Source organism: Agrococcus lahaulensis DSM 17612 (assembly GCF_000425105.1).
Lineage (GTDB): Bacteria > Actinomycetota > Actinomycetes > Actinomycetales > Microbacteriaceae > Agrococcus > Agrococcus lahaulensis.
Genome location: NZ_AULD01000005.1, coordinates 725472 through 742691, shown reverse-complemented (window position 1 = coordinate 742691; position 17220 = coordinate 725472). Strand labels below are relative to the sequence as shown.

At 73.8% G+C, this 17220-nt stretch carries 20 protein-coding genes; 7 read left to right on the top strand and 13 right to left on the bottom strand.

Going from position 1 to position 17220, the window contains the following annotated elements; translation table 11 throughout:
* The 3 genes from H508_RS17340 to H508_RS0104175 form a co-directional block, all read right to left on the bottom strand.
* Window positions 1-141 carry a hypothetical protein gene (locus H508_RS17340; protein ID WP_156905978.1) on the bottom strand — a complete coding sequence of 47 codons (141 nt, stop codon included), beginning with the start codon at window positions 139-141 and terminating at the stop codon, window positions 1-3.
* Between the two features lie 171 nt (window positions 142-312).
* Window positions 313-1377 carry a 2,3-butanediol dehydrogenase gene (locus tag H508_RS0104180; protein WP_026373144.1) on the bottom strand — a complete coding sequence of 355 codons (1065 nt, stop codon included), beginning with the start codon at window positions 1375-1377 and terminating at the stop codon, window positions 313-315.
* Between the two features lie 68 nt (window positions 1378-1445).
* On the bottom strand, window positions 1446-2222 hold the full coding sequence (locus H508_RS0104175; RefSeq protein WP_026373143.1) for an SseB family protein: 777 nt from the start codon (window positions 2220-2222) through the stop codon (window positions 1446-1448).
* 101 nt (window positions 2223-2323) lie between these two features.
* On the opposite strand from H508_RS0104175, the gene H508_RS0104170 reads away from it, so the two are divergent.
* Window positions 2324-2680 carry an ArsR/SmtB family transcription factor gene (locus tag H508_RS0104170; protein ID WP_021011526.1) on the top strand — a complete coding sequence of 119 codons (357 nt, stop codon included), beginning with the start codon at window positions 2324-2326 and terminating at the stop codon, window positions 2678-2680.
* A gap of 2 nt (window positions 2681-2682) precedes the next feature.
* Window positions 2683-3393 (top strand): SRPBCC domain-containing protein, encoded by a 711-nt coding sequence (locus tag H508_RS14445; protein WP_051222651.1) that lies wholly within the window; start codon window positions 2683-2685, stop codon window positions 3391-3393.
* A gap of 67 nt (window positions 3394-3460) precedes the next feature.
* On the opposite strand, the gene H508_RS14440 is transcribed toward H508_RS14445, so the two are convergent.
* From H508_RS14440 to H508_RS0104145, 4 genes are all read right to left on the bottom strand, one after another.
* A complete protein-coding gene (locus tag H508_RS14440; protein WP_021011528.1) occupies window positions 3461-5002 on the bottom strand; it encodes a flotillin family protein in 1542 nt (513 codons plus the stop codon).
* Window positions 5003-5153: 151 nt separating this feature from the next.
* A complete protein-coding gene (locus tag H508_RS17335; protein ID WP_156905977.1) occupies window positions 5154-5300 on the bottom strand; it encodes a hypothetical protein in 147 nt (48 codons plus the stop codon).
* Between the two features lie 110 nt (window positions 5301-5410).
* The gene (locus H508_RS0104150) at window positions 5411-6391 is read right to left on the bottom strand and encodes an NAD(P)H-quinone oxidoreductase (RefSeq protein ID WP_026373142.1); all 981 of its coding nucleotides are present in this window, start codon (window positions 6389-6391) and stop codon (window positions 5411-5413) included.
* 4 nt (window positions 6392-6395) lie between these two features.
* Window positions 6396-6725, bottom strand: coding sequence for a cupin domain-containing protein (locus tag H508_RS0104145; RefSeq protein WP_026373141.1), 330 nt, complete (start codon window positions 6723-6725; stop codon window positions 6396-6398).
* A gap of 55 nt (window positions 6726-6780) precedes the next feature.
* On the opposite strand from H508_RS0104145, the gene H508_RS0104140 reads away from it, so the two are divergent.
* Both H508_RS0104140 and ctlX read left to right on the top strand, forming a co-directional pair.
* Window positions 6781-7179: a cupin domain-containing protein gene (locus H508_RS0104140; RefSeq protein WP_051222649.1), complete on the top strand. Its 399-nt coding sequence runs from the start codon at window positions 6781-6783 to the stop codon at window positions 7177-7179.
* 76 nt (window positions 7180-7255) lie between these two features.
* Complete coding sequence (gene ctlX, locus H508_RS0104135; protein ID WP_026373139.1) at window positions 7256-8257, top strand: citrulline utilization hydrolase CtlX; 1002 nt, start codon at window positions 7256-7258, stop codon at window positions 8255-8257.
* A 59-nt stretch (window positions 8258-8316) separates the two neighbouring features.
* Here the strand turns inward: ctlX and H508_RS0104130 are convergent, their stop codons facing one another.
* The 5 genes from H508_RS0104130 to H508_RS0104110 all read right to left on the bottom strand — a co-directional run bounded on the left by H508_RS0104130 (window position 8317) and on the right by H508_RS0104110 (window position 14717).
* Window positions 8317-9294 (bottom strand): NAD-dependent epimerase/dehydratase family protein, encoded by a 978-nt coding sequence (locus H508_RS0104130; protein WP_026373138.1) that lies wholly within the window; start codon window positions 9292-9294, stop codon window positions 8317-8319.
* Entirely contained in the window at window positions 9291-12155 is a 2865-nt protein-coding gene (locus H508_RS0104125; RefSeq protein ID WP_425393443.1) for an alpha/beta fold hydrolase, read from the bottom strand. Before H508_RS0104125 ends, H508_RS0104130 begins: the two co-directional genes overlap by 4 nt.
* Window positions 12152-13180: a 3-oxoacyl-ACP synthase III gene (locus H508_RS0104120; RefSeq protein ID WP_026373136.1), complete on the bottom strand. Its 1029-nt coding sequence runs from the start codon at window positions 13178-13180 to the stop codon at window positions 12152-12154. Before H508_RS0104120 ends, H508_RS0104125 begins: the two co-directional genes overlap by 4 nt.
* Before the next feature lie 102 nt (window positions 13181-13282).
* Complete coding sequence (locus tag H508_RS14435) at window positions 13283-13681, bottom strand: VanZ family protein (RefSeq protein ID WP_035253761.1); 399 nt, start codon at window positions 13679-13681, stop codon at window positions 13283-13285.
* Window positions 13682-13784: 103 nt separating this feature from the next.
* Window positions 13785-14717 carry an SDR family oxidoreductase gene (locus H508_RS0104110; protein ID WP_026373135.1) on the bottom strand — a complete coding sequence of 311 codons (933 nt, stop codon included), beginning with the start codon at window positions 14715-14717 and terminating at the stop codon, window positions 13785-13787.
* A gap of 150 nt (window positions 14718-14867) precedes the next feature.
* Between H508_RS0104110 and H508_RS0104105 the strand changes: the two genes are divergently transcribed.
* The 3 genes from H508_RS0104105 to H508_RS17980 are packed head-to-tail and all read left to right on the top strand — an operon-like array spanning window position 14868 to window position 16085.
* Window positions 14868-15515 carry a hypothetical protein gene (locus H508_RS0104105; RefSeq protein ID WP_026373134.1) on the top strand — a complete coding sequence of 216 codons (648 nt, stop codon included), beginning with the start codon at window positions 14868-14870 and terminating at the stop codon, window positions 15513-15515.
* A 55-nt stretch (window positions 15516-15570) separates the two neighbouring features.
* The gene (locus H508_RS0104100) at window positions 15571-15831 is read left to right on the top strand and encodes a type II toxin-antitoxin system Phd/YefM family antitoxin (protein ID WP_026373133.1); all 261 of its coding nucleotides are present in this window, start codon (window positions 15571-15573) and stop codon (window positions 15829-15831) included.
* Window positions 15795-16085: a type II toxin-antitoxin system RelE family toxin gene (locus tag H508_RS17980; protein WP_342663253.1), complete on the top strand. Its 291-nt coding sequence runs from the start codon at window positions 15795-15797 to the stop codon at window positions 16083-16085. The genes H508_RS0104100 and H508_RS17980 overlap by 37 nt, the downstream gene beginning before the upstream one ends.
* On the opposite strand, the gene H508_RS0104090 is transcribed toward H508_RS17980, so the two are convergent.
* Window positions 16076-17194, bottom strand: coding sequence for a Wadjet anti-phage system protein JetD domain-containing protein (locus H508_RS0104090; RefSeq protein WP_169514153.1), 1119 nt, complete (start codon window positions 17192-17194; stop codon window positions 16076-16078). The genes H508_RS17980 and H508_RS0104090 overlap by 10 nt on opposite strands.
* Window positions 17195-17220 lie beyond the last annotated feature (26 nt).

Below are 17220 nucleotides of genomic sequence, written 5' to 3'. Positions count from 1 at the left end.
TCAGATCCAACCACGCTGGCTCATGGCCTCGGCGCGCATGCGCTCGAAGCGTCGCACGGCGCGCTCGGCCTCGAGGCCGGCGCGGTGCCGCTCCTCGACGCGCACGCCGATGCGGTGGCGGATGCGTTCGGTGCGTCCCATGGGGATCCCTCCTCAGTCGGTGTCGGCGGTGCGATCGGTTCCTGTGCCGACATCTGAAACGATACTTTCAAAGCACCCACTTCGCAAGGACTCTTTCGAAAAGGATCCTTCGGCGTGTCGCGGGCATGCAAGAGCCCCCGCCGCACGGGCGGGGGCTTCAAGCGCGCGAGCTCAGCGCATCGAGACGAGGATCTTGACCTCGTGCTCCTTGTTGTCGATGAGCTGCCGGAAGCCCTGCTCGACGATGTCGTCGACGACGATGCGCCCGGTGATGAAGGGGGCGAGGTCGACGGCACCGCTGCGGGCCAGCTCGATCGCCTCGGCGTGGTCGTTCGCGTAGCCGATCGAGGCGCCCATCACGCGGTCCTGCATCGTGAGGCCCGCGGTGATGTCGAGCTCGTACGGCTTCGTGTGGATCGCGACGATCTCGAGCCGGCCGCCCGGGCCGAGCACGTCGAGCAGCTGCGTCACGACGACGGCGACCCCGGCCGCGTCGAACGCGACCTCCGCGCCGCGCCCCTCGGTCTCGGTGCGCACGACCTCGGCGAGGTCCTCCTTCGCGGGGTCGACCACGACATCCGCCACGCCCGTCTCGCGCGCCTTCTCGCGGCGGGCGGTCGACATCTCCGAGACGATCACGCGGAGGCCCTTCGCCTTGAGCACCGCGGCGACGAGCAGGCCGATCGGGCCCGCGCCGCCGACGACGGCGGTCTGCCCCTCCTCCGCGCCCGCGTGCTTGACCGCGTGCAGCGCGACGGCGAGCGGCTCGATGAGCGCCGCCTGGTCGAGCGGCAGGTCGCCGACCGGGTGCACCCAGCGGCGATCCACGACGATGCGCTCGCTCAGCCCGCCGCCGAGCCCCGAGATGCCGATGAAGCCCATCTGCTCGCACAGGTTGTACTTGCCGGCCTGGCAGGCCGGGCACGTGCCGTCGACCATGAGCGGCTCGACGACGACGCGGTCGCCGACCTCGAGGCCGTCGACGCCCTCTCCGAGCTCCTCGACGACGCCCGAGAACTCGTGGCCCATCACGACCGGCAGCGTCTCCTTCGAGAGCGGATGCGGCTGGTCGGTCGAGGGCGCGGGCGGGATCGGACCGTCGTGGTACAGGTGCAGGTCGCTGCCGCAGATGCCGTTGAAGGCGGGTGCGATCTTGACGGTGCCGGGGCGCGTCTCGGGCTCGTCCACCTCCTCGACCCGGATGTCTTCCTTGCCGTAGTACATCGCTGCCTTCATGGCACGACTCCCTTCGTCGGTGGAGCCTCCACCATCCCGCGCGCGCATCAGAGCGCGCTGGACGCACCTCAGCCCGCGGCGACGAGCTCCTCGCGGCTGAGCTCGATCCAGGGCCCCGCGGGGTTGATGACGATCGACGCGAACGGTCCCTGCTGCAGCTGCTCGAGCACGTGCGTCGTGGTGGTCGTGACGATGCCGTCATGCGGGTCGCGCGCGAGGATCTCGGGCGCCGAGGTGAAGGCGAGCAGCGCCATGCTGCCGTCGCCGCGACGCGTCACGCGCAGCTGCGGCGGCTCGTCGTCGCCCTGGCCCTCGGCGCGCTGGCCGGCGAGCAGCAGCGGCCCCTCGGCGACGAGCGCGGTGATCGCCTCGGCGCGCGAGGCCGTCCCGGTCTCGACGGCCGCGATCGCGGCGCTCAGCCGGTCGTTGCGCGGGTGCCGCAGCGCGAAGTCGATGTCGGAGGCCGAGAGCGCCGCGGTCTTCTCCGCCGGATCGATGTAGAGCCAGGCCGCACCCTGGCGCCGCGCGAGCTCGAGCACCGCCGCCGCGGGCTGGGCGATCGACTGGTAGCGCGTGCCCTCCGGGTGGATGCGCGCGATCTCGTCGTTGCTCGTGAAGGCGAGGAGCGCCCGCTGCCCGTCCGGGCCCACGCGCTGGTTGATGCGCAGCTTCGATCCCGTGTGCAGCCGGCCCTCGGAGATGTTGAGCTCGGAGCCCGTCACGTCGAGCAGCAGCTCCCCCGTGAGGCATGCCCGCAGCACGTCGAGCATCGTCTCGTGCTTCGGCTCGGCGGCGAAGGCCGCCACCGCGCGCCGCACCCGGTCGTTGTCCACGAGCTCTGCCATGCGCCCACGCTACCCACGACGCGCTCTCCCCGGGCCGAGAATCTGCAGAAGATGCACACTTCACTCTTGACTTATATAAGCGACGGTGCAACAGTGCTGGCATGCACGCGCTCGACGTCCTCGGCGACCCGGTGCGGCGACGCATCCTCGAGCTGCTCGCCGACGGCGAGTCGAGCGCGGGCGAGCTCGCGCAGGCGATCGGCGAGGAGTTCGGCATCAGCCAGCCGGCGGTGAGCCAGCACTTGCGGGTGCTGCGCGAGCACGGCTTCGCGAGCGTGCGGCCCGAGGGGCGACGGCGCCTCTACGCGGTCGATGCGGCCGGTCCGCGCGAGGCGAGCGAGTGGCTCAGCGCGTTCGACCGCTACTGGGCGCCGCGGCTCGCGGCGCTCGACACCGAGCTCGCGCGAGGGCGCCGGCAGCGGCGGCTCGACGCGGAGCGCGACACGAGTGAGGGATGACCATGGTGGATGTGCAGGCGCAGCTCGGCGCGGTCGAGCGCACGGTGGGGAGCACGGAGGTCGACCGCGCGCCAGCGCGCGTGCAGTCGCTCGCGCAGCGCTACCCCTCCCCGATCGACGACGTGTGGAGCGCCGTGACGGATCCCGCGCGGATCGCGCGGTGGTTCCTGCCGGTCTCGGGGGACCTGCGGCTCGGCGGCCGCTACCAGACCGAGGGCAACGCGGGCGGCGAGATCCTCGAGTGCGATCCGCCCGCGGGCGACCGCGCGCGCTACCGCGTGACGTGGGAGTTCGGCGGCGGCATGTCGTGGCTCGAGGTGCGGCTGACGGGCGAGGGCGACTCGACCCGCTTCGAGCTCGAGCACGTCGCCCGCGAGGCGGATGTGCCGGCGGAGATGTGGGAGACGTTCGGCCCGGGCGCCACGGGCGTCGGCTGGGACGGCGGACTCCTCGGACTCGCGCTGCACCTCTCCGCGCCCGACACGGCGATGACGCCCGAGCAGGGGCAGGCGTGGGCGCTGAGCGACGAGGGCAGGGCCTTCAACCGCGGCGCGGCCGACGCGTGGGCCGAGGCGTCGATCCTCGCCGGCACCGACCGCGAGACCGCGCGTCGGCAAGCCGCCGCGACCTTCGGCTTCTACGCCGGCGAGCCGGGCACGAGCGGCGAGGGCGCCGATCCGACGGGCGGCGACCCGGCGCACGCGGCGGGCTGACGCTCGCCCCAGCGCGCGGAGCGGCCGAGCCGGCGCGGTGCCGGCTCGGCCGCTGTCGTGCTCGGCGCTACGCCGACTCGGGCGCCGAGGGGTGCCCCGGCGCGAGGAGCGGACCGGCCTGCCCCTTCGAGGCCATCGCCGAGCCGGCCGCCTGGCCCTGCGCGGTCGCGTTCACGATCGCCTGCAGGTCGATGCCGGTCGCGTCCTTCATCATCTGCGTCATCGAGGCCATGTTGCCGACCATGTCGCCCGTGAGCTTGCCGGTGCCGTCGGCCGAGACGACCGTGATCTGCGACGACGCGTAGGCCTTGCCGAACGCATCCGCAACCTGGGGCATGACCTTCAGCAGCTCCTGCGCGAGCACGACCTGCGCGTTCTCGGTGAGCGCCTTCGCGCGCGCCTCGATCGCCTGCGCCTCGGCGAGGCCCTTCGCGCCGATCGACTCGGCTTCGGCGCGGCCGCGCGCGGCGGTCGCGACGCCCTCGGCCTCGCCCTCGGCCTTCGCGGCCTCGGCCGCTGCGATGCGCGCGGTGCGCTGCGCGGCGCCGCGCGCCTCGGTGACGGCCGCTTCGGCGTTGCCCTCCGCCTTCACGGCCTCGGCGCGCGCCTCGCGCGCTGCCCGCTCGGCGTTCGCCTCGGTGGCCTTCGCCTTCGCGTTCGCCTCGGCGGTGACCTGGATGCGGTAGGCCTCGGCATCGGCGACCTTGCGCACCTCGGCGTTGAGCTGCTGCTCGCGCAGCTCGGCCTCGCGCTGGGCGGTGATCTCCTCCTGCGCGACGATCGCCTGCCGCTGCACGGCCTCCTCGAGCGGCTGCGCGGCCGCAGCCTGCGCGACGGCCTTGTCGGTCTCGGCCCGCACCGCCGCCTCCTGCAGCTGCAGCACTCGGTTGGCCTCGAGGATCTGCTTCTTCGCCTCGATCGACGCCTGCTCGGCGGCCTTCTGCGCCTCGGTGTTCGCGATCGCCGCGGCGCGCTGCACGGCGGCCGACTCGGGCACGCCGAGGTTCGAGATGTAGTTCTGGTTGTCGTTGATCTCCTGGATCTGCAGCGTGTCGACGACGAGGCCCTGCTTCGTGAGGGCGTCCTCGGCGGCCTGCAGCACCGCATCCGCGAGTGCCTTACGGTCGTGGATGATGTCGAGCACTGTCAGCTGGCCGATGATGCCGCGGAGCGAGCCCGAGAGCACCTCCTGCGTCGACGACTCGATCTCCTCCTGCTGCGAGAGGAAGCGCTGGGCGGCGTTGCGGATCATCTCCTCGGTGCCGCCGACCTTGATCACGGCGACCGCCTGCGCGTGGATCGTGATGCCGTTCTTGGTCTGCGCGGTCGTGTTGAACAGCAGCCGCCGCGAGCGCAGCGAGAGCTTGAACGACTTCTGCACGAACGGCATGACGAAGACGCCGCCGCCCGTGACGACCTTCTGCCCCGAGAGGTCGGTGAAGGAATGGCCGGATGCGTCGACGGTCGTCTTGCCCTTCCGGCCGGTGACGATGATGGCCTCGTCGGGCTCGGCGATGCGGTAGCGGCGGACGCCCGCGGCGATGAGAATCGCGACGACGACGACCGCGACGACGATCAGGATGACGACGGGACTGAGCAGATCGGGCACGGAGGCTCCCTAGGTGCGTGGTGCGTGACACTCGCACCGTACGGGGGCGCGGCGCTCGTGCTCGCACGGCGCGGCGGTCTCGTGAGAAGACCTCAGACCGCGAGGCGCGGCGGGCGGCCCGGCCGCCGCTCGCCGATGGTGTGCCGCGCTGCTAGAGCAGGCCGCGCGTGGCCTGCACCTGCGCTCGCAGTCGGTCGTGCTCGAGCAGCTGGTGCTCGGCCTCCACCGCGACCGTGTGGCGCTGGAGCCACGATGTCTTCGCCGTCCCGAAGCGCGCGCTGCGCTCGCTGCGTGCCATGGTGATGCCTCCTCGAATCGAACCCTTGGGCTCGATCCCACCACCGGCCACCCACATGGGAGAGGCGCTGCGACGCGCCGTCGCGGCGGTGCGGACGGCCCGCGAGGCCCCTACCGCAGGAGCAGGATCTTGCCGCCCGGGGCGTCCGCCGAGCCCATGAGCGCGTGCGCGCGGCCCGCCTCGGCGAGCGGCATCGTCGCGCCGATCACGGGGCGGATCTCGCCGGTCGAGAACAGCGGCCAGACGTGCTCGCGCACCTCGGCCACCGCATCCGCCTTCGAGCCGCGGCCCTCGATCGGGCGCGCGCGGAGCGTCATGGCGCGGAGCGTCACCCGGCGCTGCATGAGCCGTCGCAGGTCGATCTCCGCCCTCGAGCCGCCCTGCACGGCGATGATCGTGAGCGACCCGTCGAGGGCGAGGGCGTCGAGGTTGCGGTCGAGGTAGTCGGCGCCGATGACGTCGAGCACGAGCTCGGCGCCGCGGCCCTCGGTCGCGCCGAGCACCGCTTCGACGAAGTCCTCCGAGCGGTAGTCGATCGCGAGCTCGGCGCCGAGCGATCGCACGAGGTCGTGGTGGCGCGCGCTCGCGGTCGTCGCGACGCGCCAGCCGTGGGCGCGCAGCAGCAGGATCGCCATCGTGCCGATGCCGCCCGAGCCCCCGTGCACGAGCGCGAGGCCGTCGGGCGAGGGCGGCGGCACGTCGCGGATCGCGGTCCAGACGGTGAGGACCGCCTCGGGGAGCGCCGCCGCCTCGTCGAGCGCGATGGCGGCAGGCACGGGCAGCACCTGCGTCGCCGGCACCGCGACCCGCTCGGCGTAGCCGCCGCCTGCGAGCAGCGCGCACACCGGCTCGCCGAGCGTGAATCCCTCCACGCCCTCGCCGAGCGCCGTGATCGTGCCCGAGCACTCGAGCCCGATGATCTCGGAGGCGCCGGGTGGCGGCGGGTACTTGCCGGCGGCCTGCATGACGTCGGCCCGGTTGACGGCGGTCGCGACGACGTCGATGACGACCTCGCCGTGCCCCGCGACGGGATCGGGCGCATCCGCCCACTCGAGCGGCGCGCCCGCCGCGCGCTGCCGGATCGCCTTCACGTCGTCACCGCACCGCGATCGTGAGCAGCAACACCGCGTCGGTGAGCGCATCCACCGCGTGCGTCTCGTCGGGGATGTCGACGAGGTCGCCCGCCGCGAGCTCGAGCGACGCGCTCCCCCACCGCAGCCGCACGCGGCCGACGAGCACGTGCAGCGTGCCCTCGCCGTTCGCGGAGTGGTCGTCCATGCCGTTGCCCTCGGTGAGCGCGAGCACCGTCTGCCGCAGCGAGAGCCCGCGGCCCGAGCGGGTCGACCGCCCGGCGCGGCCGCTCGAGGCCTCGCGCGCGGTCGCGAGCAGCTCGTCGGCGAGGGTGGGCAGGTGCACGGCGTCCATGCCCCCAGCATGCCGGGGATCGCGCCGGGGCTCTAGCCTGGCCGCGGAGGCGGAGATGACGGATGCGGTGGGTCACGAGGGCGCGCTCGGCGCGCCTCGCGTCGTGGCCGACGCAGCCGCGCTCGCCGCGCGCACCGGCGCGGCCGACGAGCGCGGCGCGGTGTGGCGGCTCGCGGAGCCCGAGCGGCACCTCGACGCGAACGTCATCGCGCTCCCGCCGCTCGGGCGCATCGAGCCGCACGACGGGCCGGCCGAGGACGTGCTGTGGCACGTGCTCGCGGGCGCCGGCACGCTCGAGACCGACGGCGAGCCGGTCGCGCTGCGAGCGGGCGCGATCGTGTGGCTGCCGCGCGGCTCGCGGCGCGCGGTGACCGCGGGCGAGGAGGGCCTCCGCTACCTCTCGGTGCACCGGCGGAAGGGCGGCTTGGGCATCGGCGCGCGGCCCGCCGACTGACGCGCGCTCAGCCCTCGATCAAGATCGCTCGCCCGGTGCCCGCCTGGGGCGTCGGCGCGCGCTACATTCGGCTCTCGTGAGCAACGTCGCCCCCTCCGCCGTCATCCTCGTACGCTCGCGCCGGTTCCGCGTGAACCCCGCGACGGCCGCCGACAACGCCTTCCAGGCCGACCCGCCCGCGGTCGACCCCGCGGCCCTGTCGGCGCAGGCGACGCGGGAGATGGACGCAGTCGCCGACGCGCTCCGTGCGGCGGGCGTGACGGTGCACGTCTTCGACGACGACGACCCCACGCGCCCCGACAGCGTCTTCCCCAACAACTGGATCTCGACGCATCCGGGCGGCATGGTCGGGGTCTTCCCGATGTTCGCGCCCAACCGCCGGCACGAGCGCCGCGGCGACGTGCTCGAGATGCTCAAGGCGCACTACCGGGTGCAGACGATCGTCGACTACTCGGGGCTCGAGGCCGACGGCATCTTCCTCGAGGGCACGGGAGCGATGGTGATCGACCACGACTCGCGGGTCGCCTACATGGCGCGCAGCCACCGCGCCGACCAGGTGGCGCTCGAGCGCTTCTGCGCCGACTTCGCGTACGAGCCGATGGCCTTCGACGCGTTCGACTCCGGCGGCCTGCCGGTCTACCACACCAACGTGCTCGGCTGGATCGGCACCCGCATGGCGATGTTCGCGCTCGAGATGGTGCCGGATGCGTCGCGCCGCGAAGCGCTGGGCGAGCGCCTGTCGGTGCACGGTCGCCAGGTCGTCGAGCTGACCGAGCACCAGGTGGGCGAGTTCGCGGGCAACGCGATCGAGCTCACCGGTCGGCACGCCGACGGCAGCTGGCGGCCGATCGTGGCGTTGTCAGGGCGCGCGCGGCGGTCGCTGCGCGACGACCAGGTCGCCGCGATCGAGCGCTCGGCCGAGATCGTCGCGGTCGACATCCCGACGCTCGAGCTCTCGGGCGGCTCGGTGCGCTGCATGATCGCCGGCATCCACCTCGACCCGCGGCCGGGTGTCGCGCCGGGGCACGCTGCGGCCGACGATGCGCTCGCCGCGGAGGGCAGCGGGCTCGTCGCGTAGCCGAGGACCTCTCCGCTGGTCGCGCTTCGCGCGGACCGGCGCAGCCCGCGGGATGGGGCTCAGCCGCCGGCGGAGCGGTAGTGCGCCGCGAGGCGGCGGAGGCCCTCGTCGATCGAGACGCTCGGTGCCCAGTCGAGATCGCGGCGCGTGTCGCGCTGGTCGAACCAGTGCGCGGTCGAGAGCTGCTCGGCGAGGAAGCGCGTCATGGGCGGCTCGTCCTGCCCCGGCCGGATCGCCCAGGCGCGCTCGATGGCGCTGCCCGCGGCCTTCGCGAGGCCGGCCGGCACGCTGAAGCGCGGAGGGCGCACGCCCGCGGCGAGGCAGATGCCGGCCATGAGGTCGCCGATCGCGCGCGGCTCGCCGTTCGTGATGACGTAGGCGTTGCCGTGCGCGGCGTCGGCGCGCTTCAGGGCCGCGACGATCCCGCTCGCGGCGTTGTCGACGTAGGTCGAGTCGATGAGCGCGGTGCCGCCGTCGAGCAGCGGCAGCGTGCCGCGGCGCGCGCGGTCGATGATGCGCTCGGTGAGCTGCGCGTCGCCCGGCCCCCACACGAGGTGCGGCCGCACGGCCACGACGCGCATCGACGCGGAGTCGCGGGACAGGGCGAGCAGCTCGGCCTCGGCCTTCGTGCGCGCGTAGTCGCCGCGCGCGTGCTCGGGCGAGGCGGGCTCGGCGCCGACGCCCGCGAGCGCCGCGCCCGCGTGGGCGACCGAGGGCGACGAGACCTGCACGAAGCGCGAGACGCCCGCGCGCTCGGCGGCGTCGAGCATCGTGCGCGTGCCGTCGACGTTCACGCGGCGGAAGTCCGCCGGGTCGCCCGCGAGCGAGACCTTCGCGGCGAGGTGGACGACGCCCTCGGCGCCGTCGAGGGCGCGCGCGACGAGGGATGCGTCGGTGACGGAGCCCAGGACATCCGTCGCCCCGGGCACCTGCGACGGGCGCCGCTGGAGCGTGCGCACCTCGTGGCCGGCGGCGACGAGCTCGGCGGCGACGGCGCGGCCGAGGAAGCCGGATGCGCCGGTGACGACGACGATCACGGCGCGTTCGGCTTCTCGCCCGCGAGCACGCGCTCGGCCCAGTCGGACAGGCGCGAGCGGTCGATCTTGGAGTTGTGGCGGATGTCGGTCGGCAGCTGCGGCACCGCGAGCACGGCGGCGAGCGGCACCCGGGAGCGCTCGCGCACGGCGGCAGCGAGCTCCGGCTCGGCGAGGCCGGGGCGCGCGACGGGCGGGATGGTCTCGACGACCGCGACGGCTTGCCGCAGCCCGTGCGGGCCGACGCCGACGACGCCCGCGCGGCGCACGACGTCGACCGACTCGGCGTCCTGCTCGAGGCCGACGGGCGCGATCGGGCCGTCGGCGGCGACGATGACATGCTGCGTGCGGCCCTCGATCCACACGCGCCCCTCGGCGTCGAGGTGGCCGAGGTCGCCGGTGCGGTGCCAGCGGGGCGCGTCCGCGTCGACGAGCGCCTCGGTGTCGCGCGCCGCCATGCGGTCGGTGAGCCAGAGGCGGTCGTAGTGGTCCTTGAGGTGCCCCGCGGCGATGACGATCTCGCCGAGCACGCCCGGCTCGGCGCTCGGCGCGCCGGTCGCGCGGCCGTCGGCGTCGAGCGCGCTCACGAGCACGCGATTGTCGCCGATGGGCCTCCCGACGCAGACGCCGGCGTCGGGGGCGGATGCGGCGGCCCGGATGCCCTCGAGCGTCACGTCGGTCACGAGCAGGCACTCGGTCATGCCGTAGGGCGTGTGCGGGGTCGCGTTCGGCATCACCTCGGCGGCCGAGGCGAGCAGGGCCTCGCCGATGGGCGCGCCGGTGGAGAGGAACGTGTGCACGCGCGCGAGCGCGGCGCGCTCGTCGGGACCGAGCGCATCCGCCGTCGCGACGACGTTGAGCACCGCCGCGGGCGAGAGGAACACGATGCCGGCCTCCGACTCGCGGACCGCCGCGGCGACCGCGGTCGCGGTGAGCGTTCGGGGGGCGGAGACGTCCATGTCGGGCGTGGCTGAGCGCGTGCCGAGCGCGGGACCGAGGAGTGCGAACGGTGCGAAGCCCGTGACGAGGCCCGTCTCGGGCGTGATCTCGAGGTGGCGGGCGAGCACGTCGCGGAGGGCGCTCAGCTGGCCGTGGCGGTAGACGACGCCCTTCGCGGGGCCCGTGGAACCGGAGGTGAAGAGGATCGCGGCGTCGTCGTCGGGGCCGGGCTCGGGCGGCGGCGCCTCGCCGCTCGAGCGGATCGCGGCGCCGAGCGCGGCGACCTGGCCGAGGCTGTGCGAGACGTCGAGCGCGGCCTTCGCCGCGTAGGGCAGCCGCTCGGCGGAGATGCGCATGCCCGGCCAGCCGAGCGCGCGGGCAGCGGTGAGGCCGAGCCGCTCGCCGATGACGACGTCGGGCCACGCGCCGCGGACGGCGCGCGTGAGTCCCTTGACGCCGAGGCCCGCGTCGGCGACAACGACGACCGCGCCGATGCGCAGGCACGCGTAGACGACGGCGGTGAGCGTCGGGCCGGGCTGGACGAGGAGCGAGACGCGGTCGCCGCGCTGGACGCCGAGCTCGGACAGGCCCGCGGCGAGGTCGAGCACGCGGTCGTGGAGCTGGCGCCAGGTGACGCGGCGGGCGTGGCCGCGCTTCGTGGCCATGTCGATGACGGCGACGTCGTCGTCGGTGGCGCGGGCGTCGAGGCCGGCCCAGAGGGGGCGGAAGTCCTCCGCTCCCCCGTTGGTCGAGTAGTCGTCCGCAGGTCCCCCGTTGGTCGAGTAGTCGTCCGCCGGTCCCCCGTTGGTCGAGTAGTCGTCCGCCGGTCCCCCGTTGGTCGAGTAGTCGGCCGCCGGTCCCCCGTTGGTCGAGTAGTCGCCCGCAGGGCGACGTATCGAGACCTGTCCCTCCCGTCTCGATACGGCGCCTTCGGCGCCTACTCGACGAGCGGAGGTGGGAGCGGCGCCTTCGGCCGCCAGCCACTGCAGGATCGCCTCGGCGTAGGGGCGCTCCTCGGCGACGAGGTGGTTCGCGCCCTCGAAGCGGTGCACGTCGGCGTGCGGCAGCCGGTCGACGAGGTCGTCGAGGTAGCGGTCGCTGAAGATCGGGTCCTTCGGCCCCCACAGCATGAGCGCCGGCACCTCGAGCGCCGCGACGCCTGCCGCGATGCGGTCGAGCTCGGGACGGCTCTCGTGCGAGTCGTCGACGGGGATGTCGGCGACGAAGCCGCCGATGCCGCCGCGGCGATCGGCCGAGCCGTACGGCGCGCGGTACGCGTCCTTGACCTCCGCCGGCAGCGGCGGGCTCGCGAGCGCGAGCGTCGTGTCGAGGAAGGCGGTCGTCGCGACCGTCGAGGCGGCGAGCACGCCGCGCGCGCCCGCGAGCCGCAGCGGCGCGGGGATCGGCACGCCCTCCGGATGGTGGATCGCCGTGTTGAGCAGCGTCACGCCCGCGAGCAGCTCCGGGTGGTCGACGGCCCAGCCGAGCGAGACGACGCCACCCCAGTCGTGCCCGAGGGTGACGATCGGGCCCTCGAGCTGCAACGCATCCGTCAGTCCCGAGAGGTCGGCGACGCGCTGCGCGAGCGGGCGGTGCATCCCGGTGCGCTGCGAGTAGCCCATCTCGAGCTGGTCGACGGCGATGACGCGCCACGCGGGCTCGCCGACCGACGCGGCCGCGACCGAGGCCGCGAGCATCGACCGCCACAGGTAGCTCCAGGTCGGGTTGCCGTGCACCGCGAGGATCGTGCCGGCGGGCGCCGCTCCGAGGCGCTCGAGCGCACCACCCGTGTCGAGCACGTGCCACGTGCGGGTGCGTCCCGCATCCGCCCCCGCGCCCGGCACGGCGACGAGCCGGCTCCAGTCGGGGTCGAGCCCCGGCAGCCCCGTCGGCGGCAGCGCGGCGGGAGCGGCGGGCGCAGTCACCAGGCGAGCTCCATCATGGCCGTGTTGAGGCCCGAGCCGACGCCCATGAGCAGCACCCGGTCGCCGCGCTGGAGGTGCTTGCGCTCCTCGACGAGGGTGATGGGGATGGATGCGGGGCCGACGTTGCCGAAGCGCGGGAAGGTCGTGGGCACCCGGGCCGGGTCGAGGCCCGCCGCCTTGATGATGGCGTTCGTGTGCACCGAGGAGACCTGGTGCGTGATGTAGCGGTCCATCTTCGACCAGTTCCACTCGGGGGCCGCCTCGCGCCAGGCGGAGACGACGAGGTCGAGGCCGCCCTTCAGCAGCGCCTTCGCGTTCGTGTACATGCCGTCGACGCTGCCGACGCAGAGGTCGTGGAACTGCGTCGCGGCGCGCGTGACGCCGCCGAGGATGCGGTGGCCGTCGGGGTGCTTGTCGGCGCGGCCGAGCACGGCGGCGGCCGAGCCGGAGCCGAGCGTGAGAGTCGCGAACTCGCTGAGGAAGCCGGTGCGGTCGACGTCGTCGCGCAGCAGCCGGTCGATCGTGTTGACCTGGATGTCGTCGGCGTCCTCGCCGTTGACGACGATCGCGTAGTCGATCTGGCCGGCCTCGATCATGCCGCTCGCGAGGCTCATGCCGTTGACGAAGCCGAGGCACGCGTTGGCGACGTCGAAGTTGATGGCGCTCGTCGGCAGGCCGAGCTCGTGGTGCAGGCGCACGGCGACGGAGGGCTCGAGGTGCTTGCGCGTGACGCTCGTGTTGATGAGCAGGCCGACGTGGCCGGGCTCGACCCCCGCTTCCGCGAGCGCGCGACGGCCCGCATCGACGGTCGCGGCGTCCGCCGACTCCCCCGCCGTCGCATCCCAGTTGCGGCGCTCGAGCACGCCCGCGACCCGGCGCAGCAGCCCGCCCTTGAGGCGCAGCCGCGAGAGCGCGTCACCGAGGCGGTGCTCGATGTCCTCGGAGGTCGTCACGCGGCTCGGCAGCGTGCTCGCGACCGACAGCAGGGCGACGTTGTCGAAGCGGGTGGTCGCGTTGCCTGTCATATGGGGTCTCCGTGGAGGGCGGCTGAGCGCGGTTGCGCATCGTCAACGGTATCGACGCGACCTGTGGTCGATCTGCATGGGCGCGTGGGAAACGCCTCGGCTTCAGCGTGCCGGATGCCTTGGGTCGCGATCGCGCGCACCCAGCGTGCCGCTCGCGCTGCGACGCGCGAGCCAGCCGGCCGCGAGGCCGACGGCGACGCCGGCGAGGTCAGCCAACGCATCCCACGCATCGCCCGAGCGGCCGGGCAGCAGCAGGTGCTGCACGACCTCCGACAGCACGGCGTGCGCCGCGAGGGCCGCGCCGAGCCAGAGCGGCCGAAGCCCAGCGAGCACGCCGAGCAGCGCCGGGGCGGCGAAGACCGCGAAGTGGACGAGCTTGTCGGAGCCGGCCGGCGCCGGGATGTCGGACGGCGGGTCGGGCACGTAGAGCACCACGAGCTGCGCGACGAGCGCGAGCGCGAAGAGCACCGCGATGGTCCGCCGCAAGGTCGTCGCACTCATGCGTCGATCGTCGCATCCCGCGAACGGAGGCGACGCAGATGTGTGGCGATCGGCTCCCCCATGGGACGGGAAGCAGCCGATCGCCACACATCTGCAGCTCGCGTCAGGGCGTCGGCATGCCGCCGTTCACGTTGAGCGTCTCGCCGATCACGTAGCTCGACTCGGGCGAGGCGAGGAACACGTAGGCGGGCGCGAGCTCGGTCGGCTGGCCGGCGCGGCCGAGCGGCGTCGACTTGCCGAACTCGGGCAGCTCCTCGGTCGGCTGGCCGTCGGTCGGCTGCAGCGGCGTCCAGATCGGGCCGGGCGCGACCGCGTTGACGCGGATGCCCTTCGGCGCGAGCTGCTGCCCGAGCCCCTTCGTGAAGTTGTTGATCGCCGCCTTCGTCGACGCGTAGTCGAGCAGCACCGGCGGCGCCATGTAGGCGACGACCGAGGTCGTGTTGATGATCGTCGACCCAGGCTGCAGGTGCTTGAGCGCCGCCTTCGTGATGCGGAACATCGCGAGCACGTTCACCGCGTAGGTGTCGACGAGCTGCTCGTCCTCGATGTCCTCGAGCGACTCCTGCGCGATCTGCTTGCCCGCGTTGTTCACGAGGATGTCGAGGCCGCCCAGGCCCTGCACCGCATCCGTCACGAGGGTCTCGCAGAAGGATGCGTCGGTGAGATCGCCGGGGAGGAGCACGGCCGTGCGGCCCTCGGCCTCGATGATCTCCTTGACCCACTGCGCGTCGGACTCCTCGGCGGGCAGGTAGTTGATGGCGACGTCGGCGCCCTCGCGAGCGAACGCGATCGCGACGGCCGCGCCGATGCCGGAGTCGGCGCCGGTGATGAGCGCCTTGCGGCCCTGGAGCCGGCCAGTGCCGCGGTACGAGTGCTCGCCGCGGTCGCTCTTCGGCGTCATCTCGGAGTCGAGGCCCGGCTCCTCCTGGTGCTGCTCGGGCGGCTCGATCGCGGGGTAGCGGTCGACGGGGTTCTGGAACGTCAGCTGGTCGGTGGTCTCGAGGTGCGCGTCGTCGGCGTGCGTCTGGTCGGTCATGACTGGCTCCTTCGCGTCGGGATCAGCACGGTAGCCAGCCGGGCTGAGCGCGGTGTGCGGCTGGTGCACAGCGCATGAGGAGGTGCGCGTTCTCCACAAGCAGTCGTCCTAGCCGCACGAAGCCGTGTCCGCTGCGCGCATCCTGCGGTCATGAGAGCGGATGCGACCCACCGGTTCACCTTCGACGTCGAGGGAGGCGGGTCGTTCGAGTGCATCGCGCGCACGCGCTCCGAGGCCGAGCAGGTCGCGCGGCACGCGGGCGCGCCCGTACGGCCGCGCGAGCAGGCGCGGCTCGGCTCTGCGGAGGGCGACGTCGCAGGCAGGCGGGCGATCACCGGTTCACGACTCGGCAATCCCGTCTGGAAGCGTGACCTCCACGAGCTCGTGCAGGTGCTCGATCACGTGCGCATGCGGGGTGGCGCGGCCTCGGTGCTCCCGGTCGCCGCGCTGCACCCCGACGAGATCGTCGCGCGCGGCATGCGGCCGTGCCCGGAGCACGAGCACGAGCCGGGGCCGGATGGCAGGGTGCCGGTCGATGCGCGCGCCGGAGTCACCATCCACATCGAGGAGGACGGTGGTTGGGAGCTGCGACTGCTGCTCTCTGTACCGCTCCCCGAGTGCTTCGCCCAGCTCGAGTGGGAGCGGTGCGAGCACGGCAACCCAGCGGTCTCGATGGTGCCGGGCTGCTCGGTCTGGACCGTCGCTGCAGAGGTGATGATGGCGCTGCTGCTCTCTGTCGGCATGCGCCCCGGTGAGCTCTCCGCGATGCCGATGACCTCGGACGCCCTCGCGAGCTGACATGGCGCGATCGGGACTTCTTCCCATTCTCGGGCAGCGGCGCTACCCTCGCCGCATGGATCGGGTCACCATCACCGCCGCGCGCGACCGGCTCTCGACGCTCGTCGACCGGGCGCGGAGCGCACCCGTCTACCTCACTCGCCGCGACCGCGATGTCGCCGCGATCGTCGACGCCGACGTCCTGCGACGGCTGCTCGACGACGCGGAAGAGCTCGCGGACATCAGGGCGGCGGCAGCGGCTCAGGACGAGGCCGAGCGGCTCGACGAGGTGCCCGTGCCGTGGGACGAGGTGAGGCGCGACCTCGGCCTGTCGTGAAGCGCTACCGCGTCGAGTTGCTCACCTCGGCAGCACGCGCCCTTCGGAGGCTGCCGCCGGACGGCAAGCGTCGCGTGCAGGCGATGCTCGAGCTGCTCGCCGAGGATCCGCGGCCGCCAGCAGCGAGGAAGCTCACCGGGCGGCCGGAGTGGCGGGTGCGCAGCGGCGACTACCGCGTCGTCTACGCGATCGAGGACGACCGCTTGCTCGTGGTCGTCGTGACCCTGGGCAGGCGCGACGTGCTCTACCGCTGAGCAAGTGCGGCGTCGAGCCGCTCAAGCGCGAATGCCCACGGGATGCGCTCCTGTTCGAGGCGCACGTCGCCCTCGTCGCGCACGCGGTCGAGCGCCGCTTGCTCGAACGGCTCGAGCGTCGGGTAGGCGCCCCGAGCCGGCTTCGGCTCCCGCACCCACAGGTCGCGATGCGCGAGCAGCGCCTCCTCGTCCATGACGACGCTTACCACCGACGGCAGCGCCGACCGCAGCCGGTGGAGGATCGCGAAGCCGTTCGAGTCGAGGTCGCCCCAGTAGCGCACTCGCGCGCCCGTGAGCCACGGGATGCGCGCGAGCTCGGCGGCGGCGTAGCCGGCCCCGTGCACCGCGACGACGCCGGGCATCGGCGGCAGCGCGAGCAGCGTCTCGAGGTTCTCGAGCACGAGCACCGCGTCGGCCTCCACGCGGAGCACCGCGAGCTCATCCACCGACGCGCCGAAGGCCCGCGGAGCGCCCGGGAGCACGCGCTCGTCGAGCAGCCGCACCCGGAACTGCTGCGCATCGCCGACGATGCCGAGCGACTCCCGACCGCTCGCCGCGAGCACGAGCGCCGACACCACCGCGCGGTGCGCGCCGAACCACTTCGAGTCGACGCCGCGGATGGGCAGCTGTCGCGGCCGCATGCCATCGACCGGGTGCTCGGCGAGCCAGCGCGAGACGTCGAGCACCGTCTGGAACTCGTCGTCGCCGTAGGCGGCGAGGGCGGTCGCGTGCGAGCGCGCGGCCGCGGCGACCGCCGCGCCGCCGTCCAGGCCGTCGATCGCCGCCGCGACCCGGTCGCGCACGCGCCCCCATGCATCCGTCGCCTCTCGCCCGGCGAAGCGAGCCAGCGCATCAGCTCCCTCGATCGCGACGCGCACGGGCACCGACTGCGCGCCGAGGCGGCTCCAGCTGCGGGTCGCCCACTCGAGCGCGACGCCCGGCTCGGTCGCGGCACGCGTCCAGGCGTCGCGCCACGCGATCACCGCCGCCTGCCGCTCGAGCGCCTCGCGCTCGCTCGGCGGGTGCAGGGCGATGCGCACGACCGCGCCGGCCGCGGCCGCCGGATCGGCGGCCCAGTCGCGGGCGAGCGCGGCAACCCGCGCTGCCACGCGAGCGCGAGCCTCGTCGACCGGGA